Source organism: Saccharopolyspora sp. NPDC002686 (genome assembly GCF_040295745.1).
GTDB classification, from domain to species: domain Bacteria; phylum Actinomycetota; class Actinomycetes; order Mycobacteriales; family Pseudonocardiaceae; genus Saccharopolyspora; species Saccharopolyspora oryzae.
Genome location: NZ_JBEOVY010000139.1, coordinates 1 through 18,379, shown reverse-complemented (window position 1 = coordinate 18,379; position 18,379 = coordinate 1). Strand labels below are relative to the sequence as shown.

General features: G+C 70.7%; 20 protein-coding genes and 1 pseudogene. 4 read left to right on the top strand and 17 right to left on the bottom strand.

The window, feature by feature from the left end:
• Positions 1–162 precede the first annotated feature (162 nt).
• The 3 genes from ABTZ89_RS19555 to ABTZ89_RS19545 all read right to left on the bottom strand — a co-directional run bounded on the left by ABTZ89_RS19555 (position 163) and on the right by ABTZ89_RS19545 (position 1,500).
• Complete coding sequence (locus ABTZ89_RS19555) at positions 163–612, bottom strand: VOC family protein (protein WP_270949772.1); 450 nt, start codon at positions 610–612, stop codon at positions 163–165.
• Positions 613–788: 176 nt separating this feature from the next.
• The gene (locus ABTZ89_RS19550; protein WP_270949773.1) at positions 789–1,052 is read right to left on the bottom strand and encodes a DUF1905 domain-containing protein; all 264 of its coding nucleotides are present in this window, start codon (positions 1,050–1,052) and stop codon (positions 789–791) included.
• Between the two features lie 49 nt (positions 1,053–1,101).
• On the bottom strand, positions 1,102–1,500 hold the full coding sequence (locus ABTZ89_RS19545; RefSeq protein ID WP_351046553.1) for a hypothetical protein: 399 nt from the start codon (positions 1,498–1,500) through the stop codon (positions 1,102–1,104).
• Between the two features lie 164 nt (positions 1,501–1,664).
• On the opposite strand from ABTZ89_RS19545, the gene ABTZ89_RS19540 reads away from it, so the two are divergent.
• Entirely contained in the window at positions 1,665–2,459 is a 795-nt protein-coding gene (locus ABTZ89_RS19540; protein ID WP_351046550.1) for a transporter substrate-binding domain-containing protein, read from the top strand.
• A gap of 4 nt (positions 2,460–2,463) precedes the next feature.
• Here the strand turns inward: ABTZ89_RS19540 and ABTZ89_RS19535 are convergent, their stop codons facing one another.
• Positions 2,464–2,892 carry an ester cyclase gene (locus ABTZ89_RS19535; protein WP_351046547.1) on the bottom strand — a complete coding sequence of 143 codons (429 nt, stop codon included), beginning with the start codon at positions 2,890–2,892 and terminating at the stop codon, positions 2,464–2,466.
• 187 nt (positions 2,893–3,079) lie between these two features.
• Here ABTZ89_RS19535 and panB point away from each other — a divergent pair, with 187 nt between their 5' ends.
• Together panB and ABTZ89_RS19525 are read left to right on the top strand one after the other, a co-directional pair.
• Positions 3,080–3,934, top strand: a complete 855-nt coding sequence (panB, locus tag ABTZ89_RS19530) for a 3-methyl-2-oxobutanoate hydroxymethyltransferase (protein WP_351046544.1) — start codon at positions 3,080–3,082, stop codon at positions 3,932–3,934.
• Positions 3,935–4,121: 187 nt separating this feature from the next.
• Positions 4,122–4,268, top strand: a complete 147-nt coding sequence (locus tag ABTZ89_RS19525) for a hypothetical protein (RefSeq protein WP_351046541.1) — start codon at positions 4,122–4,124, stop codon at positions 4,266–4,268.
• Here the strand turns inward: ABTZ89_RS19525 and ABTZ89_RS19520 are convergent.
• Positions 4,265–5,242, bottom strand: a complete 978-nt coding sequence (locus ABTZ89_RS19520) for a glutathione S-transferase family protein (RefSeq protein ID WP_351046538.1) — start codon at positions 5,240–5,242, stop codon at positions 4,265–4,267. The two genes, ABTZ89_RS19525 and ABTZ89_RS19520, sit on opposite strands and share 4 nt — an antisense overlap.
• Before the next feature lie 169 nt (positions 5,243–5,411).
• On the opposite strand from ABTZ89_RS19520, the gene ABTZ89_RS19515 reads away from it, so the two are divergent.
• Positions 5,412–6,158, top strand: a complete 747-nt coding sequence (locus tag ABTZ89_RS19515) for an SDR family NAD(P)-dependent oxidoreductase (protein ID WP_351046536.1) — start codon at positions 5,412–5,414, stop codon at positions 6,156–6,158.
• 50 nt (positions 6,159–6,208) lie between these two features.
• Here ABTZ89_RS19515 and ABTZ89_RS19510 read toward each other — a convergent pair whose 3' ends face one another.
• From ABTZ89_RS19510 to ABTZ89_RS19455, 12 genes and pseudogenes are all read right to left on the bottom strand, one after another.
• Positions 6,209–6,595, bottom strand: a complete 387-nt coding sequence (locus ABTZ89_RS19510; protein WP_351046533.1) for a DUF4326 domain-containing protein — start codon at positions 6,593–6,595, stop codon at positions 6,209–6,211.
• 120 nt (positions 6,596–6,715) lie between these two features.
• The gene (npdG, locus tag ABTZ89_RS19505) at positions 6,716–7,381 is read right to left on the bottom strand and encodes an NADPH-dependent F420 reductase (RefSeq protein ID WP_351046530.1); all 666 of its coding nucleotides are present in this window, start codon (positions 7,379–7,381) and stop codon (positions 6,716–6,718) included.
• Positions 7,382–7,463: 82 nt separating this feature from the next.
• Entirely contained in the window at positions 7,464–8,897 is a 1,434-nt protein-coding gene (locus tag ABTZ89_RS19500; protein WP_270949783.1) for an RNB domain-containing ribonuclease, read from the bottom strand.
• A gap of 5 nt (positions 8,898–8,902) precedes the next feature.
• Positions 8,903–9,064: a hypothetical protein gene (locus ABTZ89_RS19495; protein WP_351046527.1), complete on the bottom strand. Its 162-nt coding sequence runs from the start codon at positions 9,062–9,064 to the stop codon at positions 8,903–8,905.
• Between the two features lie 100 nt (positions 9,065–9,164).
• Positions 9,165–9,623, bottom strand: coding sequence for a hypothetical protein (locus tag ABTZ89_RS19490; protein ID WP_270949785.1), 459 nt, complete (start codon positions 9,621–9,623; stop codon positions 9,165–9,167).
• A gap of 95 nt (positions 9,624–9,718) precedes the next feature.
• Entirely contained in the window at positions 9,719–10,732 is a 1,014-nt protein-coding gene (locus ABTZ89_RS19485) for a C40 family peptidase (protein ID WP_351046523.1), read from the bottom strand.
• Between the two features lies 1 nt (position 10,733).
• Complete coding sequence (locus ABTZ89_RS19480) at positions 10,734–11,312, bottom strand: hypothetical protein (protein WP_270949787.1); 579 nt, start codon at positions 11,310–11,312, stop codon at positions 10,734–10,736.
• Between the two features lie 75 nt (positions 11,313–11,387).
• On the bottom strand, positions 11,388–13,304 hold the full coding sequence (locus tag ABTZ89_RS19475) for a hypothetical protein (protein ID WP_351046520.1): 1,917 nt from the start codon (positions 13,302–13,304) through the stop codon (positions 11,388–11,390).
• The gene (locus tag ABTZ89_RS19470) at positions 13,301–16,183 is read right to left on the bottom strand and encodes an ATP-binding protein (protein WP_408641859.1); all 2,883 of its coding nucleotides are present in this window, start codon (positions 16,181–16,183) and stop codon (positions 13,301–13,303) included. The genes ABTZ89_RS19475 and ABTZ89_RS19470 overlap by 4 nt, the downstream gene beginning before the upstream one ends.
• On the bottom strand, positions 16,158–16,691 hold the full coding sequence (locus ABTZ89_RS19465) for a hypothetical protein (protein WP_270949789.1): 534 nt from the start codon (positions 16,689–16,691) through the stop codon (positions 16,158–16,160). Before ABTZ89_RS19465 ends, ABTZ89_RS19470 begins: the two co-directional genes overlap by 26 nt.
• Positions 16,692–16,694: 3 nt before the next feature.
• Positions 16,695–16,985 (bottom strand): hypothetical protein, encoded by a 291-nt coding sequence (locus tag ABTZ89_RS19460; protein WP_270949790.1) that lies wholly within the window; start codon positions 16,983–16,985, stop codon positions 16,695–16,697.
• A gap of 561 nt (positions 16,986–17,546) precedes the next feature.
• Positions 17,547–18,379: pseudogene (locus ABTZ89_RS19455) on the bottom strand (hypothetical protein); the annotation flags it as partial.

Genomic DNA, 18,379 nt, shown 5'->3' with positions numbered 1-18,379 from the left:
CCCCAGCCTCCCACCGCAACGCTATTCGCGCCGATAACCTCGGACGACTTGCCTGGTCAGTACCCGTGATTACTTTGTGGCGCTATAGGCCCCCAAAGTACTCACGGGTCTTCACCAGGCAAAAGGTTCATCCACATCGGACCGAAGAGCGCCTTCGCCTCGTCAGGGGGCTTCGTCGATGGTCGGCATCGGGGGGCCGGTGGGGTGCCAGGTTTCGAGGAAGGCCGGTTGGCGGGACGTTTCCACCAGTTCGATCCGGGCTCCGATCGAGTCCATTCGGTGGTAGGCGAAGGCCCTGCCGTGCGGGCAGCCGGAGAAGTCCTCGGGGATGCCGTGGGATTCCAGGCGCCGGGAGCCGGCTTGCAGGTCCGTCGTCCAGTAGCCGAGGTGGTCGAAGCGGGCTCCCGCCGAGGCGTCCCACGGGCTTCCCGGCGGGCCTTCGATCAGCTCGATGAACGGGGCTCCGCCCCGGGTGAAGACGATGCGGTACTGCCAGTCGCCCAGGGTGCTGGTCTGCGGTTCGCCCCACTCGACGCCGCTGGCGTTCTCGAAGTCGCGCATCGCGCGCTCCAGGTCGGGCACGACGAAGCACACGTGGTAGAAGGACGTCACCGGGGCATCATCCGATCAGCCGGGGCCTGAAGCGATGCGGGGCGCGGGGTGCGGGAGGGAGGTACCCCCAGGTCCCCCCTCCCGCGTCCCACGCACTCCCCGTCCCATTAGACGTTGAGCCGGCCTTTTGGTTGCATCATGTTTTTCACCGTTTTTCCCAGCGTGGAAATCGCAGGTCAGAGGCGCTCCAGCAGGCGGACGACGACCTCGTCCCCGGCCTGCTTGCCGATCTTCGCCCGGATCGCGGCCTTCACCGGGAGCTTGTGGGTGCCGTCGCCCAGGGCCATGAAGGAGCTCCGGAACGGCTCGCCGTCGACCGTGCCGCGGACCTTCACCAGACCGCGGGTGCCGAAGTACTCCGCCGACCTCGGCCAGACCACGTAGGTCCAACCGCCCGGCTCCGGGCTCTGCAGCAGTTCCGCGGTGAACGTCTCGTCCATGACCGACCTCCTCAGTCCTGCCCGGGTAGACCACCGAGCCGCCCAGAACTCATCGCTGCGGGCCTCGGAACTTGCCGTCGCCCAGTTCGTAGCAGGTCGTCGGGTAGTCCGACGGGATCTGGGCGTTGGTGCCGGACACGATCAGCACCGATGCGAGCACCGCGAGCGCCAGCACCGCACCCGCGCCGACCGGGATCATCAGGCCCTGCGCCGAGCCCCGCGTCCACTGCTTTTCGGTCACCAAGCGGTTCGCGACGCGTCGGCAGATCGCGAACACCAGAGCACCGATCGGCACCAGGAGGAGGTTGATGACGATCGCGATCGGGAAGACGATGAAGGTCAGCATGAAACCGCCGCCGGCTTCGACGAGATCGCACTTGCGCCAGAGCGTGCCGATCGTCCAAATGTCGTAGAAGATCATCAGCAGTGCGAGCGGGAAGACCGACAACGCCGCGATCCCCGCCCAGAAACCAGCAGATCTGATCCTCGTCCGATCTTCCATGCCCCTTGGACGCACCGGACGGGCTGCGGTTGCCCGGTGACCGATCCAGGTCTGGATTTTGCCGGTCTGGCGGGTTATGCATGATCGTCCGAGATCGAGAGGTGGGCGGCATGCGGTGGAAGCGGTTCGGGGTCGGGGTCGTCGTGGCCGGGGTCGTCGCGGTGAGCGCGTCGTGCACATCGGCACCGGAGCCCGCGGCTGCCGCCAACCGGTTGGACGAGGTCGTGCAGCGCGGGGAACTCCGGGTGTGCAGCACCGGGGACTACCGGCCGTTCACCTACCGGGATCAGGCCGGTGAGTGGAGCGGCATCGACATCGACATGGCGCACGACCTGGCCGAGCAGCTCGGGGTCCGGGCCACCATCGTGCCCACCACCTGGAAGACGCTGGTCGAGGACTTCACCGGCAAGTGCGACATCGCCGTCGGCGGGGTGTCGATCACGATGGAACGCGCACGCGCCGCGTTCTTCACCAAGGCCTACGTCGTGGACGGAAAGACGCCGATCACCCGCTGCGAGAACGCCGCGCGGTTCCAGACGCTGGAGCAGATCGACCAGCCCGGGGTCCGGGCCGTCGTCAATCCCGGCGGCACGAACGAGAAGTTCGCCCGGGAGCACCTCAAGCGGGCCACCATCGTCGACCACCCGGACAACAACACGATCTTCCAGCAGATCATCGACGGCAAGGCCGACCTGATGATGACCGACGCCGCCGAGACCCGCTGGCAGGCCAAGCAGCACCCCGAGCTGTGCTCGCTGCACCCGGACCAGCCGTTCACCTTCAGCGAGAAGGCCTACCTGCTGCCGCAGGGCGACGTGGTGTTCCAGCAGTACGTCGACCAGTGGCTCAACCTGGCGATGCACGACGGCACCTACCAGCGCATCTCCGAGCCGTGGATCGGTTGACCGCTCACGCGTGGCGGGCCTTGACCTCCTCGAGCAGGCCCAGCTGGGCCAGCAAGGTCAGCTGGTCGTAGTAAACCTCGCCGCCGATGGCCCGGCCGTGCTGGTCGTAGCGCAACGTCTCGCAGAAGGCGGCGTCCATCTGGCGGCCGGTCGCGGCGTGCCTGCGGAGCTTGCCGTCGTTCAGACCGCGGCCGTGGAAGTAGGCCACCGAGAAACCGGGGCCGTCGACGTAGGACGCGCCGATCACCCGCGCATCCGAGAACGCGCTGATCCACTCCCCCAGCCACTCCTTGAACTGGGCCAGCGTGTGCATGGTGCCGCGCCGCGGGTGGTCGATGTAGGCGAAGTCGGCGCCGATGTAGTGGTCGATCTCGTCGAGTTCGCGCTCGTTGAACAGCTCGTGCAGCTTGCGGTGGGTGTCCTGGTTGCGCATCTCCGATCCCTCCCGCCCCGAATGCTCCGCTCGCGCCGCGCAGTGGCAAGAGGCGAAAGCCTCCCGGTGTGACGTTGCTCCGCCGGGTATCGGGGAAGCCGCCGGACCGTGCGACGCTGTCGGTGCAACCATCCGCAACGACCCGGGGACCTGCTCAGCAGGCCTCGAGGGAACAGGACGGTCAACGATGACTGCTGCCCAGAACCAGGGCGAAACGGCTGCTCCGTACGGCTCGACCCCCACCAAGCGGCGAGTCCGGATCCACCACCTGCAGCAGATGAAGGAGCGCGGCGAAGCCTGGCCGATGCTCACCTCCTACGACATGTACACGGCGCGGATCTTCGACGAGGCCGGGATCCCCGTGCTGCTGGTCGGCGACTCGGCGGCGAACAACGTCTACGGCTACGAGTCCTCGCTACCGGTGACCGTGGACGAACTGCTGCCGCTGGTCCGCGCGGTGACCCGCTCCGCCGAGCACTCGCTGGTGGTGGCCGACCTGCCGTTCGGCTCCTACCAGGCCTCGCCGGAGCAGGCGCTGGCCACCGCGACGCGGTTCATGAAGGAAGGGCGCGCGCACGCGGTCAAGCTGGAGGGCGGGCGGCGCTACACCCCGCAGGTCGAAGCGCTGGTATCCGCCGGTATTCCGGTCATGGCGCACATCGGTTTCACCCCGCAGAGCGAGCACGGGCTCGGCGGGTACCGGGTGCAGGGACGCGGCGACAAGGCCGAGGAACTGCTGGCCGACGCGCTGGCGGTGCAGGAGGCCGGCGCGTTCGCGGTCGTGCTCGAGATGGTGGCGGCCGATGCGGCCAAGCAGGTCACCGCCGAGCTGCGCATCCCGACGGTCGGCATCGGCGCCGGTCCGGACTGCGACGCGCAGGTGCTGGTGTGGACCGACATGTCGGGGATGAACACCGGTCGGACGGCGCGGTTCGTCAAGCGCTACGCCGACGTGGGCGGCATCCTCGCCGACGCCGCGACCCGCTTCGCCGAAGACGTGCGCGGGCGCTCCTTCCCCGCCGCGGAGCACTCCTTCAACTGAGGTGGCGCTGCGGTCGATTGCGGTCAGGATCCGACCGCGATCGACCGTAGCGTGCCGGGCATGGAACACGAGCACACGCGCAGGAAGATCGTCGTCACCACACCCACCGGACACGTGGGCTCCCGAGTCGTGCAGCTGCTCCTGCATTTCCGCTGACGAGTTCCGCGCCTCGCTGCGGGCAGCCGGTTTGAGCAGCGGGCAGGTCGAGGGCATCGTCGGCATGTCGACCGGGCAGCTCGACGGCTTCACGCCCGAGGACGAGCGCAGCATCCTCACCACCACGCCGACCACGCTCGCGGCCTGGGCGCACGCACAGCTCCGCCCCGCCCTCTAGGCCGGCGGCGTTCCCTCGCCAAAGGGCTTGCCGCCCAAGGATTCCCGGCCGTGCGGGGTGCGCCAGCCGGATGGGTCCGGGCCGAGCGGGACGATGCCCGTCGGGTTGATCTGGTGGTGCGTCGCGTAGTAGTGGCGCTTGATGTGGTCGAAGTCGACCGTGTCGCCGAAACCCGGGGTCTGGAACAGGTCCCGGGCGTAGGCCCACAGCACCGGGAGCTCGGACAGCTTCTGCCGGTTGCACTTGAAGTGGCCGTGGTAGACCGCGTCGAAGCGGACCAGCGTGGTGAACAGCCGGACGTCGGCCTCGGTGATCGTGTCGCCGACCAGGTAGCGGCGATCGGCCAGCCGCTCGGAGAGCCAGTCCAGGCGGGCGAACAGCCGCTCGAAGGCCTGCTCGTAGGCCTGCTGCGAGGTGGCGAAGCCGCAGCGGTACACGCCGTTGTTGACGTCGGCGTAGACCGCGGCGTTGACCTCGTCGATCTCCGCGCGCAGGTGTTCGGGGTACAGCTGCGGGGCGCCTTCGCGGTGGTGGGCGCGCCACTGCGTGGACAGGTCCAGGGTGATCTGCGGGTAGTCGTTGGTGACGACCTTGCGCTCGGCCACGTCGAGGATCGCCGGAACCGTGTACCGCCCGGCGAACTCCGGGTCGGCGGCCAAGTAGGCCTCGGAGAGGAAGGAGATCCCGGTGACCGGATCGCGGCCGTCCGCGTCGAGGCTGAACCGCCAGCCGCGCGCGTCGCGGATCGGGTCCACGACGCCCAGCGACAGGACGTCCTCCAGGCCCAGCAGGCGGCGGACGATCACCGACCGGTGCGCCCACGGGCAGGCCAGGCTCACCACCAGCCGGTACCGGTCCGGTTCCACCGGCCACCCGGAGGAACCATCGGCGGTGATCCGGTCGGTGAACCGGTTCGCCTGCCGCACCCACTCGCCGCGCTTCGACGTCTCCGCCCCGAACTGAGCCTCAGCCATGACCCCACGGTATGCCCCGCCACAAGCACCGCAGTTTCAATTGAAACTGCAACCCGCCGCGCGCAGTTTCAATTGAAACTGCGGTCTGATGCGCGCAGTTTCCATTGAAACTGTGGTCTGGTGCCGTGCTGGGTTCCGGTGGTGGGCCGACCTGCTTAGGGTTCCGGGCATGGATTTGGATCTTTCCGGGCGATGCTTCATCGTCACCGGCGCCAGCAAGGGGCTCGGGTTCGCCACCGCTCGGGCCTTGGTGGACGAGGGCGCCGACGTCGTCGTCTCGTCCTCGTCCGAGGAGAACACCTCGAAGGCGGTCGATGAGCTCGGTGACCGGGCGCGCGGGCTCGCGGCGGACCTGACCGACCCCGGCACGCCTCGTCGGCTGATCGACTACGCGCGGGAGCAGTTCGGTCGGCTGGACGGGCTCTTCGTCAGCCACGGCGGTCCGCCGGCCGGGATGCCGAGCGGGCTGGACGACGACGCGCTGCGGCGGGGGCTGGAGATCGCCACCATCGCGCCGATCCGCATGGCGCGCGAAGTCGCCGCTGAGCTCGGCGACGGCGGTTCGGTGGTCGTGCTGACCTCCACCTCGGGTGCGGAGCCGCTGACCGGGCTGGCCAGCTCGAACGTCGCGCGCCCGGCCACCCAGGGCTTCGTCAAGGACCTGGCCAACGAGGTCGGTCCGCGCGGTGTCCGGGTCAACGCGCTGCTGCCGGGTCGCTTCGACACCGAACGCGCTCGCGAGCTCGCCGCCGGGAACCCCCAGTCGCAGGAGGCCGCCGAGCAGGCGGCGGCGCTGCGCCGCTCCGGCGATCCGGCCGAGCTCGCCGCAGTGGCGGCGTTCCTGCTCTCGCCCAAGGCCTCCTACGTCACCGGAGCCGCCTGGACGGTGGACGGCGGGCGTCGCGCCGAGATGTGACCGCTCCGTCGGCGCGCGGATGGTCAATTTCGTGCGAAATTGACCACCGCTCAGCCCGCTCGTCTGGCCAGGACGTCGGCGTGGCAGGGCTTCGGAGCGCACCAGCAGCCCAGCGCTCGACCGGAGAGCTCGCCCTCGCGGAGCTTGGCCAGCAGGTTCGGCTGGTCGTCGAGCCACTGCTCGTAGTGCCGGACCATCGCCTCCCGGTCGACCTTGGCCTCCTTGAGGAACGGGCTGGCGAACTCCGAGTCCGGCCAGGAGTGCCGCGGGCCGGAGTGCCCCACGTAGGTCAGCAGCCCGGTCTCCTCCAGCCACGGCACCAGGTGCTTGTGCGGGCCGCCCTTGCGGACGTTGACCACGACGGCGTGGCCGTCGAGCAGGGCGTCGGCCCGCTCCCGCTCGTCGTCGCTCCAGGAACTCGCTTCCTCCGGCAGCACCGCCACCACCTCCGAAGCCCAGGGTGCCGCTCCCCCGCCAACAACGCCGGGGCAAACCCCCAGAGCCAGCGGTCGTTGATCTTTTGCCTCGATTCGCCGCCGAGCCCGGAAACAGGAAGATCAGACGTCCGTGATGCGGAGGCCTGCGTGGGCTTTGTAGCGGCGGTTGATCGCGATGAGGTTCGCCGTGAACGCCTCCACCTGGTGGGCGTTGCGGAGCCGGCCGCCGTAGATGCCGCGGACGCCGGGGATCGCGTCCGCCAGGGCGCGGACCACGTCGGTGGCTTCGCGGTCGTCGCCGAGGACGAGGACGTCGAGGTCCACGTCGTCGACGGTCAGGTCGGCCAGGGTCACCGCCGAGACGTGGTGGAACGCCGCGGTCACCCGCGACTCCGGCAGCAGCTGCTCCGCCTGCTGCGCCGCGCTGCCCTCCTCCACCGGCAGCGCGAACGGACCCTTCTTGTCGAAGCCCAGCGGGTTCACGCAGTCGATCACGATCTTGCCCGCCAGCTGCGATTCCAGGGACTTCAGCGTCTCCGCGTGCCCCTCCCACGGCAGCGCCGCCAGCACGATGTCCGAGGCCGCCGCGCAGCCCGCGTTGTCCTGGCCGGTGACGTCACCGCCCGCGATCTCGACGATCTCCTCCGCCGCCTGCTCGGCGCGTTCGGCGTTGCGCGAGCCGATGACGACCTTCAGCCCCGCCTTCGCCCACCGGATCGCCAGCCCGCGGCCCTGCGCCCCGGTCCCGCCGAGGACTCCGATGGTCATCTCCCGCACTTCAGCCACCTCTGGCCCCTTTCGTCACCGTCGACCGTACTGCTGCGTCAACGATCGACCGGTGCTGGGGAATCCGCCACGGGGGTGTGCGTCAGGCCACTTCGAACGCGACCTCGCGGCGCGACGGATCGGCCACCACGAGCCGCACCCGGACCTGCTGCCCTTCGCCGAGCCCACCACCGGTGCAACGGGCGATGACCGGCGGGTCCGCCACGAACACCTCGCCCGCCACGCCGTTGGCGGCGCGCAGCACGGTGGCCGGGAACTCCTCCCCCACTCGCGAGACCAGCGACCACGCCTGCGCCTGCGCGATGCAGGCCCGCTCCACCTGGCCCGCGATCCGGTCCGAGCTGCCCATCGCCGAGGGCAGCGCGGCCAGCGCCTCCAGCACCCATCCGGGCACCTGGCGGTCACCGGCCACCGCCAGGCACACCTCCGCGCTGTAGCGGTCGACCAGTCGTCGCAGCGGGGCTGTGACGTGCGCGTACGACGCGCCGATGCCCGCGTGGTTGGCCTTCGCCGGCGCGCCATCGCCGAAGGCGGTGTACCCGGCCCCGCGCAGCAGCCGCGTCGCCGCCACGTGCACGGCCAGCGCTTCCGGCCGGATCGGGTCCAGTTCGGCCAGCGCCACCGCGGGCGGCAGGTCCACCGGCCAGTCCACGCCGAGCCGGGCCGCCGAACGACGCAGTCCCGCAACGGTTTCCGGCTCCGGGTCCGGCACCGTGCGCAGCACCCCGATCCCGGCGGACAGCATCATCTCCGCCGCGCACATGCCGGTGAGCAGCGAGATCTCCGCGTTCCACGCCTCGATCACCAGTCGCGGCCGCAGCACCAGCTGCCAGCCGCCCGCGCCGTCGGACTCCACCTGCTGCTCGGGCAGTCCGAGCTCGATCGCCCCGCGCCGCATCGCCTGCTCCCGGCGCAACCGCCCGACCTCGGGCAGCAGCGCGATCGACGGGTGCGCGACGCCCCGCTCCAGCGACCGGTGCACCCCGTCGTAGTCCAGCTGCGCCACCGACCGGACCAGCGCGCGGCGGACGTCGACTCGAACGGGCAGCCCGTCCGAGTCGAGGTCGATGGTCCACAGCACGGCCGCCCGCACCTGGCCCGGTAACAGGCTCGCGGCGTCCTCGGACAGCCTCGTCGGGTGCAGCGGGACGTTGCCGTCGGGCAGGTAGAGGGTCTGGCCGCGGCGCCGCGCCTCCACGTCCAGAGCTCCGCCGGGGAGCACGAACGCCGCCACGTCGGCGATCGCGTAGTGGATCCGGTAGCCGCGGTGGCGGCGGTTGATCAGCACCGCCTGGTCGAGGTCCTTGGCGCCCTGCGGATCGACGGTGACCAGCGGCAGATCGGTCGCATCGGTCCGGGCGCCCGTGAGCACCGGCTGCGCCACGGTCTGCTCGACCTCCGCCAGCGCGGCGGGCGGGTAGTCCACGGGCAGGCCCAGCTCGGTCCGGACGGCCGAGAAGTCCATCGCGGCAGCGGCGACGCCGATGCCACCAGGTGGACCGCCCGGCGCCGCCACGAGGATCAGTCCTCGTCGTCTTTCCAGCGCGCCTCGGCCTCGTCGGCCGCCTTCGTGCGCTCGTGGGCTATCTCCAACGCGCGGGCCGCGGTCTCCTGGTCCGGGTACGGCCCCAAGCGCTCAGCAGCCCGGCAGCCGGCCTTGGGCTCGACCTGCCGGTGCTTCAAACAGAAGTACCAACCTCCGCGGGGCATGTTCCGAGCCTCGCACGACTGCGCGCACCTGTCACGCAACCGGCCCCGACTCGACCGGGATGTCCGAACGCGGTCACCACGCGGGCGGCGGCGGGGCGGCCGGGGTCGGCTGCCAGCCGCCCGGGTCCTGCTTCGGGATCGGGTCCAGGCAGGACACCAGGACCTGGTGGGTCTCCGGGTTCTCGACCCGGCGCCCGTCGCGCATCCGGTACTCGAGCTCGCCGTTGTCGTCGACCTCCACGGTGCAGCCGACCTCGGCGAGCTGGTCGTCGTCGAGGTCCACCAGCCGCTCGTAGCGGGACGGCACGACCCGGTAGACCGGCCACTGCAGGTGTCCGAAGGCCTGGTGGAACTCGGCGAGCAGGTTCTTCATCTGCTGCTGCCACGGCAGCGGCATCGCCTCGGCCAGCGACCTCGGCAGCACCGCGTAACCGGGGTCCACCCCCGGACGCGGCTGGGCGAGGTAGTCGCCGAGCGGCGTGCTCGACGCGGGCGGACCGGACGGCCGCGGGATCGGATCTGGTGTGAACATCGTGCACCCTTTCCGAGAAGTCGCGCGGGCAGGTCCCCAGGCCCCGCCGCACCGACCACGCGCTCTCAACGTCAGCAGGCCGCCGTCATTCTTACCTAACGTTGACCCCCTCCGGCAGGCACCGCGGCCTGCTGCGGTGGCGTGTCGGCGGCCGGGCGGACCACGTCGGGCAGCAGTTCGCCGCCGTCCCACAGCTTCTCGACCTCGACCGATTCGCCCGGTTGCGGCGCGTGCAGGACCTGCTCGTCGCCCAGGTAGATCGCCACGTGGTGGATGCCGTTCGGATCCCGGCCGGTTCCCCAGAAGACCAGGTCACCGGGCTGCGCCTGGTTCAGCGGCACGTGCACGCCGCCCTGGAAGTACTGCGTCTGCGAGTACTTCGGGATCTCCACCCCGGCGGCCTTCCAGGCCTGCTGGGTCAGGCCGGAGCAGTCGAAGGAGTCCGGGCCGGCCGCGCCCCACACGTACGGCTTGCCGAGCTGCGCGTTCGCGTACTGGATCGCCTGACCGGCCAGCACACCCGCGCTCGGCAGGTCCTCGCAGCCGCTGAAGCCGGAGACGTCGCCCTGCACGCTGACCAGGTGCGCGGCCATCGGCTCCCACTTGTGGTAGCGCAGCGGGAACGCCGAGCGCTCCACCTTCTGGGCCGCGGTGCCGGGCCGCATGTCCTCCCAGCCGGGCACCTCCAGCAGCACGTCGTAGAACTTGTTGATCGCGTAGTCCACGTCGGTGACCTGCTGCGCGCTGCCCCAGCCCATGGACGGCCGCATCTGGAAGATGCCCAGCGAGTCGCGGTCGCCGTGGAAGACGTTGACCAGGTTCGACTCGGTCTTGCCCGCCTGGATCGCGATCTGCCAGGCCCGCGGCGGCAGCCCGCGCTGCTGACCGATCTCGATGATGCGCTGGACGATGCCGATCGACTCCTCGGTCAGCTTCGAGGCATCGCTCTCCCCGCGCTCCGCGCCGTCGCCCCACGGACCGAGGTCCGAGCTGCAGGTGGACCAGTTCGCGCGTCCGCCGCCACCCGTCATCAGCATGGTCATCGCGCCGACGCCGATCAGACCTGCGAAACCCGCGAGCACGACGAACGCAACCACGAGCTTCCGCATGTCAACCTTCCTCGTCGTACTGGGCCACGCGCCAACCGGCGGCCGTGCGGTTCACGGTCACCCGGAGAACTCCGATGTCGGTGGGCAGGCGCACCACCATCGCGCCTTCGGTCGCGCTGATCGAGGTGGGCGCGCCGGTGATCACGTTCGCCGCGTTGGTCGGGTCCACCGAATCCATCTCGGTGATGAACTCGTCGGTGGTGAAGGGGCGCAGCTTGTCCAGCCACGCCTTCCGGTCGAGGCCGACGGGGTGGTCGACCCACGCCTTGCCCCACTCCTCGACGACGGCGAGCCCGGCCGGGTCCGGGGAGACCTGGGCGGGCGGGGCGGCGGGCACCGAGATCGTCGGCGGGGCCTTGGTGGGGCTCGGCGGCACCACGGCGGAATGCGTCGACGGCCGGTTGGTGGAGGTCTCCGCGACGTACCGGCTCGGTGGTGGTTCGGGGAGCAGGAAGCCGATCACCGTGGCCACCGCGGCGAGCGCGATCACCGCTGCGGCCAGGTGCTTGGGAGAGCGCAGCGGCCAGCCCCACAACCTGCGGTACACCGCGGCTCGTCCGCGGTGCGTCCGGATCGGCATCAGGCCCCCTTCTTCCGGCTGTCCTCGAAGCGGCGGCGCCCCTCACGGGACACCGCTGCCCTGTTGATCATCCCCTCAGCCATCGGCGACTTCCAGACCTCGGGACGGGCGGTAGAGCACGTACACCGGGCGGCCCGCCACGACCTCCTTCTCGGCGCGGCGCGGACCTTGGGGCTCCGACTGCCCGGCGATCGGGGAACCGGTGGTGCGCGACGGGATCAGCACCGGGTCCTCGTCGATGCCGTCCCACTTGGCCTCCGCGACCGGGTTGGTGTCGACGACCCGGCTGGTGGTCCGGGCCTCCGGCAGCGCGGGCATCCCGCCAGGTCGGCGCGCCGACGCTCCGCCGGGCAGCGCGGCGTTCTGCGGGCCCGCCACCGCGGGCGCCTCTCGGTCCAGGCGCTGCGCGGTGGCCGCGACCGACGACGGGTGCTGCGCCTCCGGACGAGCGCGCCAGCTCTGCCGCGGCGCGTCGCCGGACTCGGCGTACTCCGCGTCCGGGTCCATGCCCCGCGCCCGCTCCCAGAAGTTGCCGGTCTCGTCGTCCTGGGGACGGCCCCGCCGGAAGCGGGAGAAGATGCCCTGCGGTGGGCGCGGCACCGCGCGGCCGACGGTGCCCACCGACAGCTCGACCATCTGCCCGATCCGCCGGACCGGTTTGGCGACCATCAGGAACACCGCGGTCACCAGCGCGGCCAGCAGGATCTGGGTCAGCGCGGAGAACCCGCGCAGCGGGTCGAAGATCCAGGTCAGGATCAGCGTGTGCAGCCCGGCCATCGCCGCGATCATGACCACGTTCAGCACCGCCGCCCCGGCCACGCGGCCGATGGTGCGCAGCACCTGGTGGTAGAGCAGCGCGACCAGACCGATCAGCGGCCCGGCCAGGATCAGCACCCGCAGCAGCACCTGGGCGAGCAGGATGGTCGCCTTGGCCAGCAGCTGGAACGAGGCGTAGGCGAAGGCCTGCACGGTGGCCAGCACCCCGGCGCCGACGCGGCTGCCGTCGATGCCCTGGAAGTAGCCGTAGGAGCTCGTGCCGCTCAACCGGCCCGCGACGTCCTGGAACTTCTGCTTCTTCGGCTCCGCCGAACCCGCGTCGACCCCGTCGTTGACCTCCTGCCGGGTCCACGACTGGGCGCTCAGCAGCTCGCGGCCGAGCTCGTTGGCCTGCGGCGAGTCGGGCGTGCCGAACTCCCCGCGCAGCCAGTTGCGGTAGATGACCTGGTCGTGCAGCAGCGTCGGCAGCGCGTGCCGCTCGTCGACGCCCACTTCCTGCAGGAACCCGGCCTGCACCGCCGACGTGCCGGTGATCAGGATGTCGTCGAGCGCGTGCGTGTAGACCAGCGGCGTCAGGTAGGTCGCGGAGGCGAACCACAGACCGGCCAGCGCCCACATGCCCCGCTTGCCGATCGAGGCGAGGTCGCCCGTCCAGATGTAGCGGAACAGCACTATCGCCAGCACCAGCGCGACCAGCCCGAACCACGGGGTGAACACGCTGTCGTAGAGCGCGATGGTGCCGGTGGCGACCAGCTCGTCCAACGGTGCGAGCAGGTTCCCGGTCAGCAGCGCGTAGTGCAGGCCGTTGGTCGCGCCGACGAGGTTCTTCGCGACGTTGAACAGCTCGTTGCCGACCCAGGTGTCGACCACGGCGTTCGGGTTGGTCACGCCCTGCGGACCGCAGCCGAGGTCGTAGGTGTGCCACACCAGACCCGAGTAGCCGACCTCGTTGTAGGGGCTGCCCGGGTAACCGGTGCCGAGCGAGCCGGGGTCCAGCGCGCCGACCATGCCGGAGCCGGGGCGTTCCGGGTTCGGCGCTTCCTTGCAGTCGAAGGGCTGGCCGAAGGCCGGGGCACCGATCAGCGCCTGGATCGCGATCAGCCCGGCGACCACCGCGAACGCCCGGCGCTTGGCGTTCCTAGGCCGCTTGCGACGCCGCCGGAGCAGCACGACGAGCACCGCGGCCAGAGCGACCGCCAGCAACGCGCCGCTCACCGGGCGTCTTCCCCACCCCGCTCGCCCACGGGGGTCGAGCGGTCGCTGCCGTCATCGCCATATCCGATGCCGACGCTTTCGAGCTCGAACTCGTCGAAGGTCTCCTCGAGGTCTTCCGCGTAGTCCGCGGTCGATCTCGTCACGGGCGCAGCCGAATCGGAGTTCGCGCCGGCGGCCGGTTGCAGCGCCCGCGGTTCCACGTCCTCGTCCGCGGCGGGCGTGGTGTCCAGGACGTTGCGGAGGTGCTCCAGGTGCGGGCCGGAGAAGTCGATGCGGATCTTCTCCACACCACCCGCGCCGTCGCCGAAGATGAACTGCCGCGGCGAGCGGTCCCGCTCGGTGCTGTTGCGCGCCGGACCGGGCCTGCGGCCGAGAGCGGCCACCACCTGCTCGTACCCGGCGCCGACCGGCACCTTGAGCAGGCGCAGCGCGTCGGCCTGGGCGTTCTCGTCGTCCAGGCGTCCGATGAACACCGAGTCCAGCAGCGACACGAAGCCCTGGATGCGCAGGAAGTCGTCCGGGATCTGGCTGGACAGCAGGACCCGGACGTTCCACTTCCGGGAGTCGCGGGCGAACCGGTTCATCAGCACGCGACCGGTCGGCACCTCGGAGAGGAAGAACGCCTCGTCGATCCAGACGCCCTTGCGCTCGTTCTTGGGCCGCTCGTAGATCGACCGCTGGGTCAGCCAGGCGGCCAGGTTGAGCATCTCCACGCCGAGGGCTTCGGCGTCGGTCCAGTGCTCGCGCCCCACGCCGTCCTTGGGCAGCGCCAGCCCCGCCATGGTCAGCACGGTGAGCCGGTCCTCGCGGCGCTCGGAGTACGGGTCGGCGTTGGCCTCCGGGATCAGCAGCGACATCCGCTCCCGGATCTCGTCCAGGAAGTCGGCGACCACGACGGCGTGCTCGTGGTGCTCGCTGGCGTCGCGGCGCAGCGCCTCGAAGACCATGCCCGGGTGCGCGTCCGGGCGACCACCGACCGCGCGGACCGCGCGCAGCAGCACGATCCGGGTCTGCGGCAGGCGCGCCACCTCGTAGGGCAGCAGACCGGTCAGCACGTCGAGCACCAGGCGGCGCCGGGTGGCGGCGGCCAGCGCGCGTTCGCGACGCCAGCTGCGCTCCGGGTCGTCCTCGTCGACGAAGTGCTCCAGCTCCGGCTCGGCGACCACCCGGTACGGGTTGAGGATGCCGGGCTGGGCGTTGAGCAGGTTGATCGGTCGCGCGTAGGGCTTCAGCTCGGGCAGCTCGCACAGCGCGGCCAGCGGACCGGACGGGTCCAGCAGCGTCCAGTTCGCCCCGGACCGCAACGTCTTGTAGACCGTGCCGCCGCCCAGGAACGACTTGCCGCCGCCCAGGCCTGCGACGATGGCCGTCAGGCCGGAGGCGTCCCGGACCTCCTGCGCCATCCACGGGTCCCAGGCGACCGGGCGCCGGGTGGCGGTGCAGGTCTCGCCGAGCAGGATGCCGCGCCGGTCGCCGACCTCCGCGGTGGCCTGCGGGACCGCCGAAGCCGCCCACACCACCGAGCCGCGCCGCAGGTAGGCGCTGTTGGCCAGCGGCTCGCCCGGGATGAACTCGCGGGCCATCGCGTACTGCGCCTCGGGGTGCTCGATGGCGATCTTCGGCTTGTACAGGTCGAGGATCTGCTGGGCCAGGCGCAGCGCGTCGCGCTCGGTCGGCCCGGACACCGCGAGCCGCCACCAGGACTTGACGCGGGTGGCCAGCGCGGTGAACCCGGAGGTCATCTCGTCGTCGACCTCGAGCACCCGGTTGGCCTGGCGGGCCAGCGAGGTCGGTGGTTCGAGGCCGTGCTCCTCGGTGTAGTGCCGGACCTGCGAGCGCACCTTGTTCATCTGGCGCTGCAGCTCGCCGCCGACGTCCTCGGGGCGGCGCACGTAGATCCGCGCGGACCACTCCACGGGTGCGGGCATCCGGTCGGAGTGCTGCATCCACGGGTCGTCGATCTCGGGGATCTGCAGGCCGTGGCTCTGCCCGACGGTGAGCACCGCGAGGTGCCGGGTGACGCCCGCGTTGGACCCGGTGCGGCCGCGCACGGTCACCGTCGGCGCGTACGGGTCCTGGTGCATGTCGGAGGCGTCGGTGAACGAGGCGAGGTCCTCGGGCTCCCACGGCGCACCGGGCACCGCGGGCAGGTTGCGCGGCGCGGGCAGTCCCAGGGAGCACGAGCGGTGCATCAGCCAGGAGATCTCCTCGGCGGTCACCGGACGCCCGTCCAGCCCGGCCGAGCCGATGACCTGGTCGAGGTGCTCGATCTCGCTGTCCAGCGCGATGAGCTCGGCGTCCACCGCTTCCGGGAACACCTTGCGCAGCAGCGGGGCGGCGCGCTCGACGGCGCGGTCCACCACGTTGCGGGTCTGCACCTGGACCCCGAGGTAGACCTCCTTCTCCGCCATGGAGCGGCCCATCAGCTGCTGCTGCTCGCCGACCATGTAGTCGTCGAAGCTCAGCGCGCCGGGGGTGTCCGGGAGGGGGTTGCGCGAGTTGTGCACGTGCGCTTCGGCCCACATCCGGATCGGGTAGGGCCGGTTGGTCACGCGCAGGTGCATCCAGCGGCCCTGCAGCTCGGCGTACTGGCCGGCGATCGCGGCGATCAGGTCCTGGCGCTGGGAGTCCGAGCGGAACGACCAGCGCTGCGGGGAGAGCCGGTACCAGGCGAACACGTCCTGTCCGGTGCGCAGCAGGTGGCCGTCGATGGACCGCGCCGCGATGGACGGCGTGTAGGCCGGGATCGACTGCTCGTCACCCGGGGTCCGGCCGCGTTTGCCGGGGTTGCCCTTGGCGCTGCGGACCTTGCCGTGCGAACCGCGGGGACCCGGAACTTGTTGCGTGTTGCGCTCACGGCCTCGCCGGCGACCGAACACCGCGAACCTCCTTGCTACGCGCGCGCCTGCTGGGAACCGTGCTGCGGGCCGCCGGTTTCGGCCGGCCGGTCCGCTGCTGCCGCTGGGGTTGGCCGCGTCGGGCCTGCTGCTTCGGGGCCTTGCGGCGTGGGGCCTTCTGCTTCGGGTGCGGGCGCTCGGCGCGCACCCTGATCCGCGCGGCGCTGGCCGCACCGCCCCGCCCGGACGCCTTCTCCCGGGGGGCGGTGAGTTCGCGCATCCACATCACCATCACCGCGCCCAGCGGTCGCTCGTGCCCGATCTTCGAGCAGACGATCTTGGTCACGATGATCGTGATGACCACCGCCCAGGCGGTGGAGAAGAAGCCGAAGCCGATGTTCATCCGGCGTTCGATGCCGAGCACGATGAGGAACACGACGATCCCCACGCCCCAGGCGACGTAGCGGGCCCGCCACGGGAAGGTCGCCTTCGGCGGCCCGAGCCAGACCGCGTCGACCCGGTAGATCTCGTCGTCGGTGCGTATTCGCACTGGTCAGCCCCCAGTGCTGAACAGGCCGGCGATGAACGTGCCGATGTCCACACCTGCGTTGGTGACCGCGAGTCCGATGATGGCCAGCGCGACGACGACGCCACCGACACGACGCATCACGCCGGCGTTGTCGCCCTTGCCGCCACCCAGCCAGAGCAGGAGGATCGCGACGGTCAGCAGCAGCAGCGGGAGCAGGTTGTCGAGGATCCAGCCACGAATGCCATCTGTGCCCAATTGCGTCTGCAGCGCCAGTACGTTCAGTTGCGCCAGTGTGTCCAGCGACGTGGCGATCATCTCTTTACCCCTGAGTGCGCGGAGTGTCGTCGGGCCGGTACCTCAGCGCGCCGGGAATGATCCGGCACGCAGGTACGAGTAGAACATGACATGGTCACCAGAAGTAGTGGTTGCGAGTTCCGGTGTGGCGGAAACGGTGTTGCCGACGAGGCGCCGTCACGCCGCGAATAGGCCGTTCGGGGATGCCGCTTTCGGCTCACCACCGGGAAAAAAGCGCTCACCAGGCCGGTTCCCGACTGGAATCTCGTGGCTGTTCACCCGCTTGCGAACCCCTTCGTAACGCACCGTGCACAACTCGGTCATCCAGTGGATTTCCGCACATCGCGTCATGATGCACCCGACCGGATCACGCGAATGTGAAGTCGCGCCCCGGATTCGGGATGTGGTGATCAAGACGTCCTGGCTCAGAGTAGCGGCTCGTGCACGACGACCGACGACCAGCCCCACCGTCGGGGGCCGATGCGAAAGTCCTCAGTGGATGGTCCACCTGCTGGGACTCGGAACGCGAACGCCCCGACCACCGGTCGGGGCGTTCGCTTGGAATCTGCGCAGATCAGGCACTCACTGCACGGCCCAGTAGGTGTAGGACGAGTAGTCCGGGTACGGGCCGAGGAACTCCTGCAGCGGGCCGAGCTCGACGGTCAGCGTCGGCTCGGTGACCAGTTCCGCCGGGATGGTGAAGGTGGTCTCCACCCAGCCCCGCGGGTCCGCGTCGAACCGCCAGGTGCCCACCAGCTCGTCGTCGGCCCGGACCTGCACGGCGCGGGATCCGGTCGGCTCGCCGCCTTCCGGTTCGGTCGGGTCGATCCGCCCGAGGATCGTCAGCTCCCGGCCGGGCACCAGGTCGTGGAAGGTGAAGGACTCTCCCCCGACGACGTGCCGACCGCTGTCCACCACGTCCCCGCCGTCCGGACCGATGACCGTGCGGAGGTGGGTTCGCGGCTGGAAGCCCTGGTGCGCGGGGACGACCTGGTAGTCGTGCCGCTCCTCGTCCCGCAGGTCGGCGACGTTGAGGCGGTCGCGGATCTGCCCGTTCGGCGGTTCCAGCGGCTGGTCGCCGGAGTCCAGCAGGTCCCAGTCCGCTTGGTAGACGGTCACCTTGTCGCAGTTCCGCGCGGCCTGGCAGGCGGATCCGCCGCCGAGCGTGGTGTGCGAGAACCGCGGCGACTTCAGCTCGAAGGTGATCAGCTCGCGGCCGAACAGCCCGCCTTCGCCGAGGCCGTGCACGCTCCACGAGTCGAAGATGACGAAGTAGTCCGGGCGGCGCTGCTCCGGCAGGCGCTTCAGCTCCTCGTAGAGGCTGCCCGGGCCGTGCGCTTGCCGCGCTGCTGCGGGGTGACGTCGGGCAGGTGGCTGAGCAGGTCGTCCAGCGTGCGCAGGCCGAGCGCGCCGAC